Source organism: Flavobacterium amniphilum (genome assembly GCF_023634845.1).
Taxonomy (GTDB): Bacteria; Bacteroidota; Bacteroidia; order Flavobacteriales; family Flavobacteriaceae; genus Flavobacterium; species Flavobacterium amniphilum.
Map to the genome: position 1 here is coordinate 19,731 of NZ_JAMLJL010000017.1, position 18,578 is coordinate 38,308.

At 36.9% G+C, this 18,578-nt stretch carries 17 protein-coding genes; 7 read left to right on the forward strand and 10 right to left on the reverse strand.

Annotated features, from left to right (window positions below; genetic code table 11):
• Nucleotides 1-2 precede the first annotated feature (2 nt).
• Together NAT51_RS16150 and NAT51_RS16155 are read left to right on the forward strand one after the other, a co-directional pair.
• On the forward strand, nucleotides 3-1,001 hold the full coding sequence (locus tag NAT51_RS16150) for a TIGR03571 family LLM class oxidoreductase (RefSeq protein ID WP_250600501.1): 999 nt from the start codon (nucleotides 3-5) through the stop codon (nucleotides 999-1,001).
• Nucleotides 1,002-1,045: 44 nt separating this feature from the next.
• Nucleotides 1,046-1,828 (forward strand): type 1 glutamine amidotransferase domain-containing protein, encoded by a 783-nt coding sequence (locus NAT51_RS16155; protein ID WP_250600503.1) that lies wholly within the window; start codon nucleotides 1,046-1,048, stop codon nucleotides 1,826-1,828.
• A 47-nt stretch (nucleotides 1,829-1,875) separates the two neighbouring features.
• Here the strand turns inward: NAT51_RS16155 and NAT51_RS16160 are convergent, their stop codons facing one another.
• Nucleotides 1,876-2,658 carry an RMD1 family protein gene (locus tag NAT51_RS16160; protein WP_250600505.1) on the reverse strand — a complete coding sequence of 261 codons (783 nt, stop codon included), beginning with the start codon at nucleotides 2,656-2,658 and terminating at the stop codon, nucleotides 1,876-1,878.
• Nucleotides 2,659-2,718: 60 nt separating this feature from the next.
• Nucleotides 2,719-3,756: an MBL fold metallo-hydrolase gene (locus NAT51_RS16165; protein ID WP_250600507.1), complete on the reverse strand. Its 1,038-nt coding sequence runs from the start codon at nucleotides 3,754-3,756 to the stop codon at nucleotides 2,719-2,721.
• 112 nt (nucleotides 3,757-3,868) lie between these two features.
• Between NAT51_RS16165 and NAT51_RS16170 the strand changes: the two genes are divergently transcribed.
• The 3 genes from NAT51_RS16170 (at nucleotide 3,869) to NAT51_RS16180 (ending at nucleotide 6,576) form a co-directional block, all read left to right on the forward strand.
• Entirely contained in the window at nucleotides 3,869-4,657 is a 789-nt protein-coding gene (locus NAT51_RS16170; protein WP_250600509.1) for a gluzincin family metallopeptidase, read from the forward strand.
• 66 nt (nucleotides 4,658-4,723) lie between these two features.
• On the forward strand, nucleotides 4,724-5,968 hold the full coding sequence (gene pepT / locus NAT51_RS16175; protein WP_250600511.1) for a peptidase T: 1,245 nt from the start codon (nucleotides 4,724-4,726) through the stop codon (nucleotides 5,966-5,968).
• Nucleotides 5,969-6,000: 32 nt separating this feature from the next.
• Nucleotides 6,001-6,576: a YdeI/OmpD-associated family protein gene (locus tag NAT51_RS16180; RefSeq protein WP_250600513.1), complete on the forward strand. Its 576-nt coding sequence runs from the start codon at nucleotides 6,001-6,003 to the stop codon at nucleotides 6,574-6,576.
• 46 nt (nucleotides 6,577-6,622) lie between these two features.
• Here NAT51_RS16180 and yajC read toward each other — a convergent pair whose 3' ends face one another.
• The 4 genes from yajC to NAT51_RS16200 all read right to left on the reverse strand — a co-directional run bounded on the left by yajC (nucleotide 6,623) and on the right by NAT51_RS16200 (nucleotide 9,598).
• Entirely contained in the window at nucleotides 6,623-6,889 is a 267-nt protein-coding gene (gene yajC / locus NAT51_RS16185; protein ID WP_250600515.1) for a preprotein translocase subunit YajC, read from the reverse strand.
• 2 nt (nucleotides 6,890-6,891) lie between these two features.
• Nucleotides 6,892-7,392 carry a DUF1573 domain-containing protein gene (locus NAT51_RS16190; RefSeq protein ID WP_250600517.1) on the reverse strand — a complete coding sequence of 167 codons (501 nt, stop codon included), beginning with the start codon at nucleotides 7,390-7,392 and terminating at the stop codon, nucleotides 6,892-6,894.
• Between the two features lie 10 nt (nucleotides 7,393-7,402).
• Complete coding sequence (gene nusB / locus NAT51_RS16195) at nucleotides 7,403-8,314, reverse strand: transcription antitermination factor NusB (RefSeq protein ID WP_250600519.1); 912 nt, start codon at nucleotides 8,312-8,314, stop codon at nucleotides 7,403-7,405.
• A 180-nt stretch (nucleotides 8,315-8,494) separates the two neighbouring features.
• The gene (locus tag NAT51_RS16200; RefSeq protein ID WP_250600520.1) at nucleotides 8,495-9,598 is read right to left on the reverse strand and encodes a Glu/Leu/Phe/Val family dehydrogenase; all 1,104 of its coding nucleotides are present in this window, start codon (nucleotides 9,596-9,598) and stop codon (nucleotides 8,495-8,497) included.
• Nucleotides 9,599-9,793: 195 nt separating this feature from the next.
• Here NAT51_RS16200 and NAT51_RS16205 point away from each other — a divergent pair, with 195 nt between their 5' ends.
• Both NAT51_RS16205 and NAT51_RS16210 read left to right on the forward strand, forming a co-directional pair.
• Nucleotides 9,794-11,554 carry an ABC transporter ATP-binding protein gene (locus NAT51_RS16205; protein WP_250600522.1) on the forward strand — a complete coding sequence of 587 codons (1,761 nt, stop codon included), beginning with the start codon at nucleotides 9,794-9,796 and terminating at the stop codon, nucleotides 11,552-11,554.
• Nucleotides 11,555-11,618: 64 nt separating this feature from the next.
• A complete protein-coding gene (locus tag NAT51_RS16210) occupies nucleotides 11,619-11,996 on the forward strand; it encodes a PUR family DNA/RNA-binding protein (RefSeq protein WP_250600524.1) in 378 nt (125 codons plus the stop codon).
• Nucleotides 11,997-12,036: 40 nt separating this feature from the next.
• On the opposite strand, the gene NAT51_RS16215 is transcribed toward NAT51_RS16210, so the two are convergent.
• The 4 genes from NAT51_RS16215 to gyrB all read right to left on the reverse strand — a co-directional run bounded on the left by NAT51_RS16215 (nucleotide 12,037) and on the right by gyrB (nucleotide 18,536).
• Complete coding sequence (locus NAT51_RS16215) at nucleotides 12,037-12,381, reverse strand: tRNA-binding protein (RefSeq protein WP_250600526.1); 345 nt, start codon at nucleotides 12,379-12,381, stop codon at nucleotides 12,037-12,039.
• 76 nt (nucleotides 12,382-12,457) lie between these two features.
• Nucleotides 12,458-15,424 carry a protein translocase subunit SecDF gene (secDF, locus tag NAT51_RS16220; protein WP_250600528.1) on the reverse strand — a complete coding sequence of 989 codons (2,967 nt, stop codon included), beginning with the start codon at nucleotides 15,422-15,424 and terminating at the stop codon, nucleotides 12,458-12,460.
• Nucleotides 15,425-15,616: 192 nt separating this feature from the next.
• A complete protein-coding gene (gene mdh, locus NAT51_RS16225) occupies nucleotides 15,617-16,552 on the reverse strand; it encodes a malate dehydrogenase (RefSeq protein ID WP_250600530.1) in 936 nt (311 codons plus the stop codon).
• Nucleotides 16,553-16,595: 43 nt separating this feature from the next.
• Nucleotides 16,596-18,536 carry a DNA topoisomerase (ATP-hydrolyzing) subunit B gene (gyrB, locus tag NAT51_RS16230; protein WP_250600532.1) on the reverse strand — a complete coding sequence of 647 codons (1,941 nt, stop codon included), beginning with the start codon at nucleotides 18,534-18,536 and terminating at the stop codon, nucleotides 16,596-16,598.
• Nucleotides 18,537-18,578 lie beyond the last annotated feature (42 nt).

Genomic DNA, 18,578 nt, shown 5'->3' on the forward strand with positions numbered 1-18,578 from the left:
CTATGGAAACAATTTGTAACATACATTGTCCGGGTAAAATGACCATAGGCCTTGAGTTTCCTCTCGATAACGACTGGTCTCTTGAAGGGGAAAAGAAACGCAATACCGAAGGAAGACCCTTCGGGATACCGGATATAACTAAACACACCGAATACATTAAAATGGCTGACGACCTGGGCTTTACCGCCTTATGGATGCGGGAAGTACCGGTATATGATCCGGGTTTTGGGGACGGTGCCCAACTTTTCGATACGCTGTCTTATCTGGGTTATCTGTCAGGCATAACAAAATCAATCATGCTGGGCACTGCCGCAATTGTCTTACCGCTTCATGATCCTATCCGTCTGGCTAAAGCAACTGCTACCATAGAAAATTTATCAAACGGAAGGTTCCTGTTCGGTGTTGGCTTGGGTGACCGCCCAATTGAGTTCCCTTTAATGGACATCCCTTTTGAAAGCAGATCGGAACGCTTTACGGCTAACCATGCCATCATCAAAGAAGCATGGAAAACAAACAGCCAACTGAAACGCTATTACTCCGGCTTACCGGATGGTATCGAAGTCTACCCGAAGCCTCAAACGGTGATTCCCTGGATTATAGCAGGACGGGCACAGCAAAGTCTGGACTGGATTGCCCAAAACATGCAGGGCTGGTTCAATTATCCAAGAAGCGTTGAAGAAACACGCAGTCTTGCCATCGAATGGAAAAATGCCCTGTATGACAACAATCAGGCTTCGAAACCATACATAACAGCTTTTCATCTCAATCTGCTGAAAGACCCAAATGCGCCTTTTAAACCACACCGTTTCGGTGGTGCTATAGGTATCAATAACCTAACCGGCCTGCTAAAAGAATATGAGGAAGCCGGTGTTAATCACATGGCGCTTCATCTCCGTAAATCGGAAACACCAATAGCAGAAGCCATGAAGCTGATTGCTGAAAAGGTATTGCCTCATTTCACACTTTCGGAATGTGAACACAAATCAACAGAATTAATATAAACGATAGAACAATAATCATTTAAAAACACTTTAACTTTATAACTATGAAACAGTTAACAAAACATTTACGGAATGTCATGATGGTTATCGCCGGCTTCGCCATTTTGACTACAGCTACCGAAGCAGCGGCCCAATCTAAACAGACTAAAAAGATGAAAAAGATTTTATTTGTGGTCACCAGTCACGATAAAAAAGGTGACACGGGACAGCCAACAGGCTATTATTTAAGCGAAGTATCGCATCCATGGGAAGTATTACATACTGCTGGTTACGAAATCGACTTTGTAAGCCCGAAAGGCGGTAAAGCTCCAGTAGACGGTTTTGACCTGAATGACCCTATCAATAAAAAGTTTTGGGAGAATACGGTTTACCGAACTAAAGTAGAAAATACACTAAAGCCTTCTGAAGTAAACCCTTCTGAATATGTGGCCATTCATTATGCAGGAGGTCACGGTGCCGTATGGGACTTACCTGATAATGCGGAGATATCGGCCATTGCTGCCAAAATCTACGAAAGCAACGGTATCGTAAGTGCAGTATGTCACGGTCCCGCCGGTATTGTAAACATCAAACTGAGTAATGGTAAATACTTAGTGGATGGTAAAAAAGTAAATGCTTTTACCAATGAAGAAGAAATTGCTGTAGGATTGGAAAAAGTAGTACCGTTCCTGTTGGAGGACAAATTAAAAGAACGCGGTGTACACTTTGAGAAGTCGGGTTTATGGCAATCCCATGTTGCAGTAGACCAAAGACTGGTTACTGGGCAGAATCCTCAATCGGCAGAAGCAGTTGGTAAAGCCGTACTCACCGAATTAAAGAAATTATAAAAACAAAAGGACTTCAATTGAAGTCCTTTCTTATTCTTTTCCATCCGTCAATGAAAGATAAAAGCAAACACGATCTCAATAAAAATCAGGATAATGATAATCCATTCCAGACGGTTGCTTTCCCTCACATTCAACACATCGGTAAAAAGCCTTAAATTATCCTCCACAATCTGAAGACGGTAATCCAAATCTTTGAACCTCGGATGGGTATCAAAATTGATCTTCAAACGCTTATTCAACAGGTTGAGTTCTTCGTTATCCCAAACCAGGTTCGGGTCATCCAGTATGTATAAATTGTCTACAATACTGTTTTTTACGTTCAATACCTTTCCGATATACTTCAACAGGTTGGTCTTCGAGATGCTGAGTCGGCCCCGGTCTTCAAGTTCCTGGATATAATTTTTGGAAGAAGATATCAATTCATCGGTCAATAACTCATAATACTCTAATGCCACCGATTGCGCTGTATTTAGCATCACTATATGAACCGTAAATGCATCGGTATAGGAAACGGTCACATAATCATTCTTAACTTCGGGTTTAAGCACTTCCCTGTCAGTAATAATACGGTATTCTTCGGTCAGGTTCTGATCAACCGGTTTAATAGCGTAGTCTTTTATAAAAGTCAGGAATTCTTTTTGGGCCAAAGCATCATAATTACCAAAAACCACCACACCATAATCAAATACATACAAAAACCGGTTGGTTTCGGTAAAGGCATAAAACACCTCCGAATTAGTCCCGGAAAAAGGTTGTGATGAAAATTCGCCCCTGAACTTCCTGATATTGAAAGATTCAGCTATTTGAATGGCCTCGATGGTAATTTCCATAATTGTGGCTTTTATACAAAGTTAGGGAGGTTTTTTGGTTAATTACACGCTGTATTTTGATTATAATGCTTCCCACCAATGGCTCTTCAGTTCTGAACCGGAATCAAACAGTTCTCCCAATCCCGGCAGACAGTAATCCAGTCTCTTATTTTTGGCTTCAGCGGTAAAACGTTCGACAGGATCTGTCCAGGAATGCTGTGCCAAAGCAAATCCGCTCCAATGAACCGGCATCGCTCTTTTTACACCGGCATCAATCGCAGCCTGAACACTTTCCTCCGGAAACATATGAATCTGGGCCCAATGCTCGTTATACTGGCCACATTCCATAAAAGCAAAATCAAACGGTCCTAATTTCTCACCAATTTCCTTAAAATGGTCTCCATAACCACTGTCTCCACTGAACCATATATTCTCATCGGCTGTTTTGAACGCCCAGCCACCCCATAACGATTTATTACGGTCTGAAAGTCCTCTCCCGGCAAAATGTCTGGTAGGTGTGAATGTTATGGTTATGTCTTGAAAGGTTTGGGTATCCCACCAACTGAATTCTGTTATCTTCTCCTTCTCTACTCCCCATTTGATTAAATGCCTGCCCACACCCAATGCCACAAAAAAGTGTTTGGCCTTTTCCTTCAGTTTCAAAAGACATTCATAATCCAAATGATCATAATGGTCATGGGTAAACAAAACCAGGTCGATCTCCGGAAGCGTATCCAGAATTTCCATCGTACCATCTGAAAAGCGTTTTACCGGAAATGGTGAAATTGGTGCGGCATTATCCCCAAACATAGGGTCAATTAAAATAGTGAGCGATTGTATTTTCATCAATAACGCAGAATGACCATACCAAGCTGCTTTCATCGACGGTGAAGGTTCATCAAATATTTCTCTGTTAAAAGGAATAACAGCCAATTTTTGACTGGGTTCCCTATTCTCTTTTTTACAAAACTGTTTATATAAAATCTTCGGCAATGTCTGAAAACTCACATCAGTCGTGGTTTCTAGCAGGTTTTCAAAAATCTTTCCGTTCCAATAAGGGGAATTTGTATACTTTTCCCTGTCTGCTTTTGTCGGTTTTGCACCAAATTGCTTTAACATGCTTCAAAGTTTCTGTTCTGTATAAAGATAGTGATTTAACCAAAACGCTTACGGTACAAATTCGATGTAACATATCAGGACAAACCACGTCATATTACCAAAATCATCCATCATGAAATCAAAACACTTCTTTACCATAACAGTCGCAACAACATTGCTGTTATCAAGCTGGATAGCAATTGAAACTGCATGGCTCAAAGACAAACAGAAAGGCTATACTTTTTTTTACACAGCAGCTGATACACAAAATAAAAAAGAATACATAAAACTTACCGATAAGGGAATCATTGCAGTCAAAAAGTTCTTCAAATCATCCTTCAATAAAGAATTTGACATATTTGTACATCCTAACCGTAAATCGCTTGACAGTACCTGGCAAAAAGACTGGGCAATGTCCAACTTTAAATCGGAATGCTGGATGGTAGCCAGTGGCGTGGCAACAAAACTGGACATGATTTCACCTAAAAATTGGGATACGGATGCCTGTGAACACAAGTACCGGGACAACCAAAAAACCCAACAATTGATTACACATGAATTAGTACATGTTTTTCACGGTCAACGCAACCAAAGTCCAGATTTCAGTAATGCGGAAGGCATCGACTGGTTTGTAGAAGGATTAGCTACTTATGCTTCGGGACAATGTGATATTAAAAGAATTGCCGATGTTAAAAAAGCATTGTCTGAGAATAAAATCCCGGCTGGTCTTGATCAGTTCTGGACCGGTAAAATCAAATACGGCTTATCAGGATCGATAGTGCAGTTCATCGACCACAAATACGGAAGGGATAAATTAATTGCGCTGCTGCCTTTCAATAAAAAGTCGGATATTCTTTCAAATCTAAACACAACCGAACAAGTTTTACTTGATGAATGGAAAGCATATATCCAAGGGCTATAATCCATTAAAAGACATCAGTTAAAACCAAATAAACCGTTATATTTGTGTTTACTAAAATCATTTAAAATGCAACATATCATAGACCGTTTTATCAGCTATGTAACAATCGATACAGAAGCTGATCCAAACTCTAATACAACACCAAGTTCAGCTAAACAATGGGATTTAGCCAATAAACTAGTTGAAGAATTAAAAGCCATTGGTTTACAGGACGTAACCATTGATGATAAAGCTTATATTCAAGCGACTTTACCAAGCAATATTGACAAAGAAGTTCCTACAATAGGATTTGTTTCCCATTTTGATACAACTCCTGATTTTACGGGTGCCAATGTAAAGCCGCAAATTGTACCAAATTATGATGGAGGCGATATCATCCTGAATAAAGAACAAAACATTGTCCTTTCGCCTTCTTATTTTGAAGACTTACTATTGTACAAAGGACAAACGTTAATCACAACAGATGGAACAACTTTATTGGGTGCAGACGATAAAGCCGGTATCACCGAAATCGTAACGGCTATGGAATATCTGATCCAGCATCCGGAAATCAAGCACGGAACCATCAAAGTTGGTTTCACTCCTGATGAGGAAATTGGACGTGGCGCCGACTTCTTCGATGTGGAGAGATTTGGTTGTGACTGGGCATATACTATGGACGGAAGCCAGATTGGCGAATTGGAATACGAAAACTTCAATGCTGCCGGAGTAAAACTTAAATTCAAAGGAAAAAGTGTTCATCCGGGATATGCCAAGGGCAAAATGATCAATTCAATGTTATTGGCCAATAAATACATTTCCAAATTACCTAAAAAAGAAGTTCCGGAAAGAACTAAAGATTACGAAGGATTTTTCCACGTGGTACATTTTGACGGTAGTATAGAAGAAACCAACGTACAGTTGATTATCCGTGACCATGACCGCAAAAAATTTAAGAAGCGTAAAAAGTTAGCACAGAGTATTGCCGATAAAATCAATAAAAAATATGCAAAACAGTTTGGCGGTGACATTGTAGAAATTGAAATCAAAGACCAATACTATAACATGCGTGAGAAAGTGGAACCGGTAATGCATATTGTTAAGATTGCCGAGAAAGCAATGAAAAACTTAGGTATTAAACCATTAATTAAACCAATCCGGGGCGGAACTGACGGTTCACGACTTTCTTACATGGGACTGCCATGTCCTAATATTTTCGCAGGAGGTCATAACTTCCATGGAAAATACGAATATGTTCCGGTGGAAAGCATGCAGAAAGCTGTCGAGGTAATTGTTGAAATTGCCCAACTAACAGCCCAGATTGAAAAATAGCCAAAGAAATTCCTGAAAGAAACCAAACCGTTATGGAAGAAAAAAAATCATGGCAGCAAAATGATCTTTGGGAAAAGGAAATTGATTTTCTCAAATCCATCATCAATCAGACTTCTTTGGTCGAAACAACTAAATGGGGAGGTATTGTGTACACATATAAAGACAAAAATGTCATTGGTGTTGGAGGTTTTAAATCGTATTTCGGGATTTGGTTCTTTAACGGTGTCTTTCTGAAAGATAAAGCAAACTTACTGGTAAGCGGCAATGAAACAACAAAAGCATTGCGTCAGATGCGTTTCAACAGTTTAGCAGAAGTAGATGAAAAAACCGTATTAACCTATATCAAAGAAGCCATTGAGCTTGAAGAAAAAGGATTAAAACATAAACCGGAAAAGTCACCTTTGGTTTTATCTGAATATTTTGAAACATTTCTGAATGCAGATAAAGCAATTAAAGAAGCTTTTGAAACATTCAGCCTGACAAAGAAAAAGGAGTTTGCCGAATACATTGACACAGCAAAGCAGGAACAAACCAAACTCACCAGACTTGAGAAAATAAAGCCCATGATTCTGGAAGGTATTGGTTTAAACGATAAATACCGTAAATAAAAAAATCCCAAACCTAGGTTTGGGATTTTTTTATCTTATTTCTCTATTATTTAGCAGCATTCAAAGCCATACTTTTATCTACTGAAACAGCCGAACGCTCAATTTTAAGCTTTCCTGACATCGTTTCAATGATCAAAGTAGCCTCGGCTACTTCTACAACTTTACCATGGATTCCGCCAATGGTAATCACTCTGTCACCTACTTTAAGTCCGCTTTGAAACTCTTTTTCTTTTTTCATTTTTCTTTGTTGTGGTAAAATCATAAAAACGATCATCACACCAAACATTAATATAAAAGGTAAATACTGTTGCATAATTATTTTGATTTTGGAGTTACATTGGCCTTGAAATTAAGCACTTCATGACCTGTAGCTGTATTAGTTTCTAAATTAATTTGTTTACTTTGTTGTCCAGGCTTACCTGCCGAATTGAAAACGATTTTAACCTCACCTGTTTTATTTGGCTGTATAGGCTCTTTGGTCCATTCCGGAACAGTACAACCACAGCTTGGTTTAGCGTTTACAATCAATAAATCGGTTTTACCTGTGTTTTTAATTATGAATGTGTGTTCAACTTTATCACCTTCATTGATTGTACCAAAATCAAATTCGCCTTTGTTTTCAATCTCAACTACTGGATAATCAGCAATATTCATGTGACGGTGTTCTTCAGTCATTTCACTTTGTGGGATCATGTCTTCCGGAACCACCATATTGTGCTCATCCGTTTTAATTACAGCAACATCCGACCTGTCTTTGCAAGAAGCAAAAAGAAGCACAGAGGCTAAAGCCATTACTCTTGTTACGTTTTTAATCATAAAATTATTTTTACATTAATCCGCGTCCCACTTTCTTAAGTTTGTCGGCTGCGGTAAAATCTTTAACTAAGTTATCTAAAATTCCGTTGATAAATATAGAACTTTTTGGTGTAGAATATTCTTTGGCCAATTCTAAATATTCGTTAATTGTAACTTTTACCGGAATTGACGGGAATTTAAGGAATTCACATATTGCCATTCTCAAAATGATGTTGTCAATTTCGGCAATACGTTCTGCTTCCCAGTTAGGTGTTTTATCTGCATATTCCTGAGCTAATGCTTTTTCATTCAGGATAGTTCTTCTGAACAATTGGGATACAAAATCCTTATCGTCGATATCGTTGTATAATTTTGGAACTTTGAAACCACCGTCTTCAGTATTTACGACTGCTTTCAGTTGTTTCAAAATCAAGGTATTCACTAACGGAACATCGTCAATCCAAGTTAATTTGTGATCTTCAAGGTATTCGTAAAGTTTTACGTTTGGCGCAATGATATCTGTAAAAATGGTAACCACAAGATCTTTATCTTCCTCAAAAGAAGAATTTGGTTTAGCCATGTAGTTTTTATACAATTCGCTATCCTTAATTTCATTGATCAGAATCTGGATGTATTCATCGTTGATTTTCCAGTTGTTGATTTTACGGTTTTCCAGTGCTATGGAAAGCGAATTGTTTTCTGAAAGAATATTCAGAACACTGTTTTTGATGAATTTTAAATTGGGATTTTTTTCTTCTTTAGTAGCCAGATGTTTTTTTCGTGAAATTTCGATAAAAGCTTCTTCTTTTGCTCTTATTTCAACCAAAGTGGAAATCATGATCAAGTACAAATCCTGTACGTTTTCGATACTCTGAAACAAGAATTTCTCTTCTTTTTCAATACTATCTGAATTGTTTTGATGCATAGAATAAAGGGTTTGCATCACTTTTACTCGAATATGTCTTCTGTTTAACACTGGATAAGAACTTTTAAAAATTAATGAAGCGAAAGAGGTTCTTTCGCTTCACAAAAATACAATTTTATTTAGATTTTTTCAGATTAGTTATAAATTTAGACTCTTTTGAAATAACAAGAATTTTCTAACACACTGATTATCTTACACTTATTTCACTAATTCTTTTTTTCTCAAATCGATACGGTTTTGAGCAATTTTGAATGCAGCTTCATGTGTTGTGATGTTATTAGCATCTGCATAGTCAAAAATCTCCAACGTTGTGTTGTATATATTTTCAGTTTTACGCATTGCTTCAGCTTTATCATATTTCACGATTTCAGCATACACATTAATAATACCTCCGGCATTGATCAAGAAGTCAGGAGCATATAAAATACCTCTGTCTTTCAACATCTGTCCGTGTTTAATTTCGTTAGCCAACTGGTTGTTCGCAGCACCAGCAATTACTTGCGCTTTCAATTTTGCGATTGTATCATCGTTAATTGTAGCTCCCAAAGCACATGGCGCATAAATATCTACATCTGCACCATATAAATCGTCACCTGCGAAGATCTTAGCGCCGTATTTGTTACCAATTTCTTTCAGACGCTCTTCATTGATATCAGAAATGATCACTTTTGCACCTTCAGCTGTCAAATAATCAACCAAAGTTTCCCCAACGTGACCGATTCCCTGCACCAAAACTCTTTTACCGTCAAGGTTATCAGTTCCGAATTTGTATTTAGCAGCCGCTTTCATTCCCATGTAAACACCGTAAGCAGTCACCGGAGAAGGGTTACCTGAACCACCGATTGCTTCAGAAATTCCTGTTACATGTTCTGTATGTTTACGGATTAAATCCATATCTGCAGTAGTTGTCCCCACATCTTCTGCCGTGATATATTTACCACTTAATGAATTTACATATTGACCGAATTTTGCGATCATTTCAGGTGTTTTATCAACTTTGGAATCCCCAATGATAACAGCTTTACCACCACCAAGGTTTAATCCTGAAATTGCCGACTTATATGTCATACCACGCGACAAACGCAATACATCATTTAAGGCTTCCCATTCGTTTGTATATTTCCACATTCTTGTTCCCCCAAGTGCAGGTCCTAAAACTGTGTTGTGGATACCAATTATTGCTTTTAAACCAGTATCTTTGTCGTTACAAAAAACAATTTGTTCGTGATTATCAAAAGAAACCTGGCCAAATACCGGGTCAACTTTATGAAGTTCACTAGCTTTTAAAGATTCAGTAATCATAATGGATGTTTTTATAGTTTTTGACCTTTTTAAAAAGTCGGTGCAAAAGTACGCTTTTAATTCAGAATTTTGCAATTTTAACACAAAATTTAATACTCAATTGCAAAATATGTAATTTTATTATTGATAAATTATAAGCTATTTTTAATAAATTATTTGAAAAATACTCAACATAACACCCATTTTATCAAATAAATGAAAGAACTTCGTTATTTAAACCCCTATTTTCTGAAATATAAATATCATTTCTTTGGGGGTATTATCGCCACAATAGTTGCCCAAATTTTCTCACTCGTTTCTCCTAAATTAATAAGTGAATCAATTGCTTCAATCGAGAAGCATTTTAACGAAGGAAAAACTAACCACCAAGCAATCAAAGATTTGCTTATAGAAAACATCATCTGGATGACGCTAGCCATCCTTGCTTCGGGAATTTTAACCTTTATGATGCGACAAACATTAATTGTAATGTCCCGCCATATCGAATTTGACTTAAAAAATGTTGTTTTTAAGCAATATGAAGTTCTTACCCAAAACTTCTACAAAAAAAACAGAACAGGCGATTTAATGAACCGCATCAGCGAGGATGTTGGCCGTGTACGAATGTATGTGGGACCTGCCGTAATGTACACCATCAACACAATCATACGGTTTACAATTGTTATTATATATATGGTCAGGGTTTCTCCTAAATTAACATTACTCACACTTCTTCCTTTACCCATATTAGCCTATTTTATTTTTAAATTAAGTACTGAAATCAATAAACGGAGTCTAATTTTCCAGAAAAACCTTTCCGGATTATCCAGCTTTACCCAAGAATTATTTTCCGGAATCAGGGTTGTAAAATCATACAGCATTGAATCCTATAAAGAAAAAGAATTTGAAAATTTAGCTTTGGAAAGCAATCAAAAAAGTCTTGAATTAGCAAAAGTACAGGCTTATTTTGGTCCGCTAATGCTCTTTTTGATTGGCCTCAGCAATCTGTTAGTCATTGCATTAGGAGGATATATGTACATAAGCGGCAGCATAACTAAAATTGCTGTTATTGCCGAATTCATCATTTATATCAACATGCTGGTATGGCCGGTAACCTCTATCGGCTGGGTATCATCATTAGTTCAGGAAGCTGAAGCATCGCAAAAAAGGTTGAATGAATTTTTAAGTATCAAACCTGAAATAACAAACAACAACCCCACCCCCATGTCTTTTGAAGGAACATTAACATTCAATAATGTTTCCTTAACATATGAAGATACTAGCATCAATGCACTGAAAAACATAAGTTTTGAAATAAAAAAAGGGGAAACCCTTGCCATCATAGGCAGAACCGGTTCCGGAAAATCAACTATATTATCTTTACTAAGCCGCTTATACGATCCAACTGAAGGAGAAATTTTAATCGATGGAATTAATTTAAAAGAAGCCAATTTAAACACATTAAGGGACAGCATCGGAACTGTACCGCAAGATGCTTTTCTATTTTCAGAAACCATCAGTAACAATATCAAATTCGGAAAAGAAGATGCTACAGACGAAGAAGTTGTTCTAGCAGCAAAATACGCAGCTGTACACGACAATATTATTGCTTTTAAAGATCAATATGAAACCGTTTTAGGCGAAAGAGGCATTACACTTTCAGGTGGCCAGAAGCAGCGTGTGTCAATCGCCAGAGCATTAATCAAAAACCCTGAAATATTATTATTAGATGATTGTTTATCAGCTGTAGATACTGAAACCGAAGAAGAAATCTTAAACAACCTTCAAATAGTCTGCAAAGGAAAAACTACAATAATTGTGAGCCACAGAGTATCATCTGCAAAAAATGCAGACAAAATTATTATACTTGACGAAGGCAGAATTACTCAACAAGGCACTCATAATCAACTAATAAGCACTGAAGGCTATTACAAGGAGTTGTATTTAAAACAAATTGCAGAAAAAGAATTGCAATAAATTGTTGTTTTGTAGTATTTTTTTTTTCAAATTTGGAAAAGTAAACAACCCAATTATTGATAGAATGAATAGGAACGAAAATGACATGTTAGAAAAAGAAGAGATTTTTTCTAAAGTATTAAGAGCCGGCAGAAGAACATATTTTTTTGATGTACGTTCAACTAAAGCTGACGATTATTACATCACAATCACGGAAAGTAAGAAGTTCACTGAAGAAGATGGTTCTTTTCACTTCAAAAAACACAAAATCTATTTATACAAAGAAGATTTTTCTGCTTTCAGAGATATTTTAGACGAAATGACTGATTTTGTTTTAAGTCAAAAAGGAGAAGAAGTTATTTCAGAAAGACACCAAAAAGACTTTAAGAAAGAGTACTTATCTGAAAGAGGTCAGGAAGAACCAAGAAGCAATTTTACCGATATCGATTTTGACGATATTTAAGATTTAACGATAAAAGCCCGGATTTTCAATCCGGGCTTTTTTATGCTATCCTGAGTCCGTTTTCTACCTTTATATCACTTGTAAGCAAAACTACATCATTATCAGAACCAACTGAACCCATAACCAAACATTCGCTTTTAAAAGGCCCGATTTGTTTCACAGGAAAATTTACAACTGCAATAACCTGCTTGCCTACTAAATCCTCTTTTGCATAACGTTTTGTTATTTGAGCTGACGTCTTTTTAATTCCAATAACTTCTCCAAAATCTACTGCAAGTTTAAACGCAGGTTTTCGCGCTTCAGGAAAATCATCAACAGCGACAATTGTCCCAACCCTCATCTCTACTTTTTCAAAATCATTCCAAGTTAAAATTTGTTCTTCCATAAAATAATACCATATAAAATAAAAAAATCCTCTCGTCAATTAACGAGAGGACTCTAATTTATTCAAAACTTCTGAATTATTTATTTAATTCTGCGTGTCTTTTTTCAATTTCTTCTTTATCCTTTTTAGATAAAGTATCAACTAACACCGGAGTCGCAATAAATAATGAAGAATATGTACCTACAACGATACCTACCAACATTGCGAAGATAAATCCTCTGATAGACTCACCACCAAATACAAACATGATTGCCAATACTAAAATCATTGTTAATGAAGTATTGATTGTTCTTGATAAAGTAGTATTAATTGAATCATTAACGATGTGGTTAAAATCACCTTTGGTATTACCCGCGATAAACTCACGAATTCTGTCAAATACAATTACAGTATCATTCATTGAATAACCAATTACCGTTAAAATCGCAGCGATAAAGTGCTGGTCCATTTCCATGTGGAAAGGCATGATTTTGTACAATAATGAATATAATCCCAATACAAAAATAACGTCGTGTGCAACAGCAGCTAAAGCTCCTAATGAATATCCTAATTTACGGAAAGATACCACCAAGTAAAGCGCAACAACCAACATAGCACCGATAACAGCCCAGAAAGAGTTTGTTTTAATATCATTTGAAATAGCCGCTCCAACTTTTGAACCTGACAACAATCCTAATGTCTTACCTTCATACAATGTAATGAATTTCTCATAAGACATTCCAGGGAAATGCTTAGATAATCCTTGGTATAGCATTTTATTAACCTCTTCGTCAACTGCAACACCTTCAGCTTCAATTTTATATTTTGTAGTAATTCTCAATTGATCAGAGTTACCGAATACTTTAGCTTCTGCAGGAACACCGTAGATTGTTGATAATTCTTCAGAGATAACTGACGGCTCAACAGGTTTATCAAATTTAACCTGGAAAGTTCTACCTCCAACGAAATCAACACCTTCATCCAATCCATTTATAAAGAAGATTGAAACTAAACTCACAATAGTTACTGTTAATGAGAAACCATAAGAGAATTTCTTAACTTTTAAGAAATCAAAATTATATCCTGTAAACCAGTTTTTAGACCAGCTAGTTGTGAACGTTAAATTCAATCCTTTTGCAGCTGCTCTATCCAACAACATTCTCGTAATGAAAATAGATGTAAATAAAGACGTAGCAATACCAATTAACAATGTTGTTGCGAAACCTTTGATAGGCCCTGTACCGAACATATACAAAATAGCCCCTGTCAATACGTGCGTAACGTTAGCATCAATAATAGAACGCATTGCTCCTGTCCAAGAGAATGATTTTTTGATCGCTTCCGGAAGAGCTAAACCATGGCGTAATTCTTCTTTTGCCCTTTCATAGATAATAATATTCGCATCTACCGCTGTACCTAATGTTAATACGATACCCGCAATACCTGGCAATGTTAATACAGCACCTAAACTAGCTAATATTCCGAATAAGAATAATAAGTTTACTACTAAAGCCAAGTTAGCATACCAACCTGCTTTACCATAATATACCAACATCCATAATGAAACCAACAATAAACCTACGATAGCAGAAGTAGTACCATTATCAATTGCTTTTTGTCCTAATGACGGACCAACAACTTCCGACTGAACAATCTCAGCTGCAGCAGGTAATTTACCAGCACGCAATACATTCGCTAAGTCTTTAGTTTCTTCAACAGTAAAAGCTCCTGAAATTTCAGAACGTCCACCAGCAATAGGTCCGCTGGAAACACCCGGTGCAGAATAAACTGTATTATCCAATACGATTGCAATATTACTTTGCTGCGTATAAGCTCTTCCTGTTAATTCTTCCCAGATTTTAGCACCTTTACCATTCATCTGCATTGTTACAGACGGTTTACCCATCTGGTCGAATGATTCTTTAGCATCAACTAAAACACTTCCACTCATTGGAGGTGTATTTGTTCTGTTACCTTTTAACACATACATTTCAACAGCAACAGCTTCTTCATCTTTAGCCTTACCAAATACGAATTTAGCGTCAGCTAAATTTGAAGGCAATAATGATTTGATGTCTGCTCTCTTAAAATAAGCGTTTACAGCAGCAGTATCTTTAACAGCAACCAAACCTAAAACAGGTCCGCCCGCAAATCTAGTGTCAATTTTTTCCAATAACGGATCATTACCCTTAGTTGCCGCAGCAGAATCTTTAGTAGCTTTATTAACCAACAAAGAGTCGATTTTTGAAGTTGCTTTTTCAGCAACTGCTACCGGTGCTTTTTCAGTTTTCTTCAAAGCTTCGTTAACAGTCATTATATAAGAACCAACTTCTTCTACTTTATAAGTTTCCCAGAACTCTAACTGAGCCGTAGCTGATAATAATTTTTTAGCACGGTCAACATCCTTCGCTCCAGGTAACTCAACCAAGATACGTCCTGTATTTCCTAATTTCACAATATTAGGCTGCGTTACACCGAATTTATCGATACGCTCACGTAATACTCCAAAAGCACTTTCTACAGACTCATCTACTTTTTTACTGATTACAGCTTTCACTTTGCTGTCAGACATATTGAAATTAATCTCATCCGCTAAATTTTTGTTTCCAAAAACATCTGGAGAAGATAATTTAGTTCCTGTACCTGCCGAAGCTGCATCAAACGCATCAAAGAAAGCATCCAAAAATGATTGGTTACCCTGTTGGTTTTTCTTAGCATCTGCCAAAGCTTTATTGAATACTGTATTAGCTGAATTGTTAGCTAAACCTTTCAATACATCTTTAACAGAAATCTGAAGAGTAACATTGATACCCCCTTCTAAGTCAAGACCTTTATTGATTTGTTTGTCGGCCACTTGATTATAAGTGAAATCTGTAAACCCTAAGTTAAATACTTTCTGTTTACCGATTGAATCAAGATATTTAATCTCTTTCTCCTGATTTCCTTTTGCAAAAGCTTTTGCTTCACCTTTAACTTTATTAGCTACAAAAGTGAATGTAAGCTGATAAATACTTACGATAGCAAATAAAATTGCAAAAAATTTAATAAGTCCTCTATTCTGCATTCTTTGTAAAAATTAATTAATTCTTTATTTGGTTTTTGGTTAGTTCTATCAAAATGAAACATAAAGACACTGCCCCATTTTCGTAAAACGTGCAAATATATAATTCTGAATGTGATTAACCAATTTATTTATCGATTAATATCAAAAAAAAGACTGCAAAAAAGCAGTCTTTTCCTATTTATTTTCAAAAGATTATCCTAAAACTGTTGCTAAAGCATCATTCATGCTACGAACAGCATCAGCGCTTTTGGCAAACAATGCTTTTTCGGCATCATTTAATTTGATATCCACAATCTCTTCAATACCGTTTTTACCTATAATACAAGGCACTCCTATACAAATATCATTCTGACCGTATTCCCCTTCAACAAAAACTGAACATGCAATCATTTTTTTCTGATCATTCAGAATCGAATCTACTAAATAAGCCACTGAAGCACCTGGAGCATACCAAGCCGAAGTACCTAATAAAGCGGTAAGAGTCGCTCCACCCACCATTGTATCAGCAGCTACTTTCTCTAATTGCTCCTGAGTTAAAAACTGAGAAACCGGAATTCCGTTATAAGACGCCAAACGGGTTAAAGGAATCATGGTAGTATCACCGTGACCACCTATTACCATCGCAGAAATATCATTTGCCGGCTTATCCAATGCTAAAGACAAATAGGTTCTGAAGCGAGAACTATCCAACGCTCCTCCCATTCCGATAATTCTGTTTTTTGGCAATCCTAATGACTTATAAGCTAAATAGGTCATTGTATCCATAGGATTGGAAACAATAACGAAAATTGCGTCCGGAGAATGCTGCAACAAATTTTCAGCAACCGATTTTACAATTCCAGCGTTAATTCCAATCAATTCCTCACGAGTCATTCCCGGCTTTCTTGGAATTCCTGACGTAATCACCACCACATTACTGCCGGCAGTTCTTGAATAATCATTGGTAACACCAGTAACTTTTGTATTAAAACCTGTATTAGTTGCGCATTGAGTAATATCTAAAGCTTTACCTTCAGCAAAACCTTCTCTGATATCAAGCAAAACAATTTCACTTGCAATTCCTCTGTAAGCCATAACATCTGCGCATGTAGCACCAACGTTTCCGGCTCCAACTATAGTAACTTTCATTTTTATATATTTTTTGGTTATTGTGTTTTGGTTTTTTTAGTTTTTACGCATCGATATTTGCATAAACTGCATTTTTTTCGATAAATTCTCTACGAGGCGGTACTTCATCACCCATCAACATTGAAAACACGCGATCCGCTTCAGTCAAACTATCAATATTCACCTGACGTAAAGTTCTATACTCAGGGTTCAATGTAGTTTCCCATAACTGCTCCGCATTCATCTCTCCAAGACCTTTATAACGTTGGATATTAGCACCACCTCCCATTCTTTCGTTTGCCAAATCACGTTGATTTTCATTCCAGCAATACTCTTTTTTGTTTCCTTTTTTAACTAAATATAAAGGAGGAGTTGCAATATACACATGGCCTTCTTCAATTAATTCTTTCATAAAACGGAAGAAGAATGTTAATATTAAGGTAGAAATGTGACTACCGTCGATATCAGCATCACACATGATTACAACTTTATGATAGCGTAATTTTTCAAGATTTAAAGCTTTACTGTCTTCAGCTGTACCTATTGTAACTCCTAAAGCAGTGAAAATATTTCTAATTTCTTCGTTTTCGAACACTTTATGATGCATTGCTTTTTCCACATTCAAAATCTTACCACGTAGTGGCAAAATAGCTTGGAACGCACGGTCACGGCCTTGTTTAGCCGTTCCGCCTGCCGAGTCTCCCTCGACAAGGAAAATCTCACATCTTTCCGGATCCTGCTCTGAACAATCAGACAGTTTACCTGGTAATCCACCACCGCCCATTACGGTTTTACGCTGTACCATTTCACGCGCTTTTTTCGCAGCGTGACGCGCCTGAGCTGCCAGAATTACTTTTTGAACAATGATTTTAGCATCATTCGGGTTTTCTTCAAGATAATTTTCCAACATCTCAGCTACCGCTTGGGATACCGGAGAAACCACTTCCCTGTTTCCTAATTTCGTTTTGGTTTGACCTTCGAATTGTGGCTCACCAACTTTTACAGAAATAATAGCTGTCAAACCTTCACGGAAGTCATCACCGGAAATTTCAAACTTTAATTTATCCAATAAGCCCGAAGCATCTGCATACTTTTTCAACGTACGGGTTAATCCCATACGGAAACCCTGTAAATGCGTTCCTCCTTCGTGCGTATTAATATTGTTTACATAAGAGAAAATGTTTTCTGAATAACTTTCATTGTAAATCAAAGCCACTTCAACCGGAATTTCACCTTTGTCATTTTCCATGGAAATTACGTGGCCGATAATTGGCACACGGTTCCCATCTAAAAACTTAACAAACTCTTTCAAACCTTCTTGTGAGTGAAAAGTTTCGCTTCGCACCACACCTTTATCGTCAATATCACGCTTATCAGTCAATGTAATTGTAATTCCTTTGTTCAGGAAAGACAATTCACGCATACGTGCTGCCAATGTATCGTAAGAATATTCTAATGTTTGCTGGAATATAGTACCGTCTGGCTTAAACGTTACTGTTGTTCCTCTTTTATCAGTTGTTCCAATTTGCTTTACAGGATACAAGGCCTTACCTCTCTCGTATTCCTGCTCATAAATTTTCCCATCTTTGAAAACTGTTGCACGCAAATGGTCAGATAACGCGTTCACACACGATACACCAACTCCGTGAAGACCTCCTGAAACTTTATAAGAATCTTTATCGAACTTACCTCCGGCACCAATCTTAGTCATTACAACTTCAAGTGCAGAAACTCCTTCCTTTTTATGAATATCTACAGGAATACCACGACCGTTATCTTCAACAGAGATTGAATTATCTTCATTTATCGCAACAAAAATAGTATCACAATGACCCGCCAAAGCTTCGTCAATTGAGTTATCCACTACCTCATATACCAAGTGATGTAAACCTCTTACTCCAGTATCACCAATATACATCGAAGGACGCATACGTACGTGCTCCATTCCTTCCAGTGCCTGAATACTGTCTGCTGAATAATTGTTCTTTTTAACTTCTTCGCTCATAATATCTTTTTCGAAATTGTATTATTTTGTCAAACACGCAAA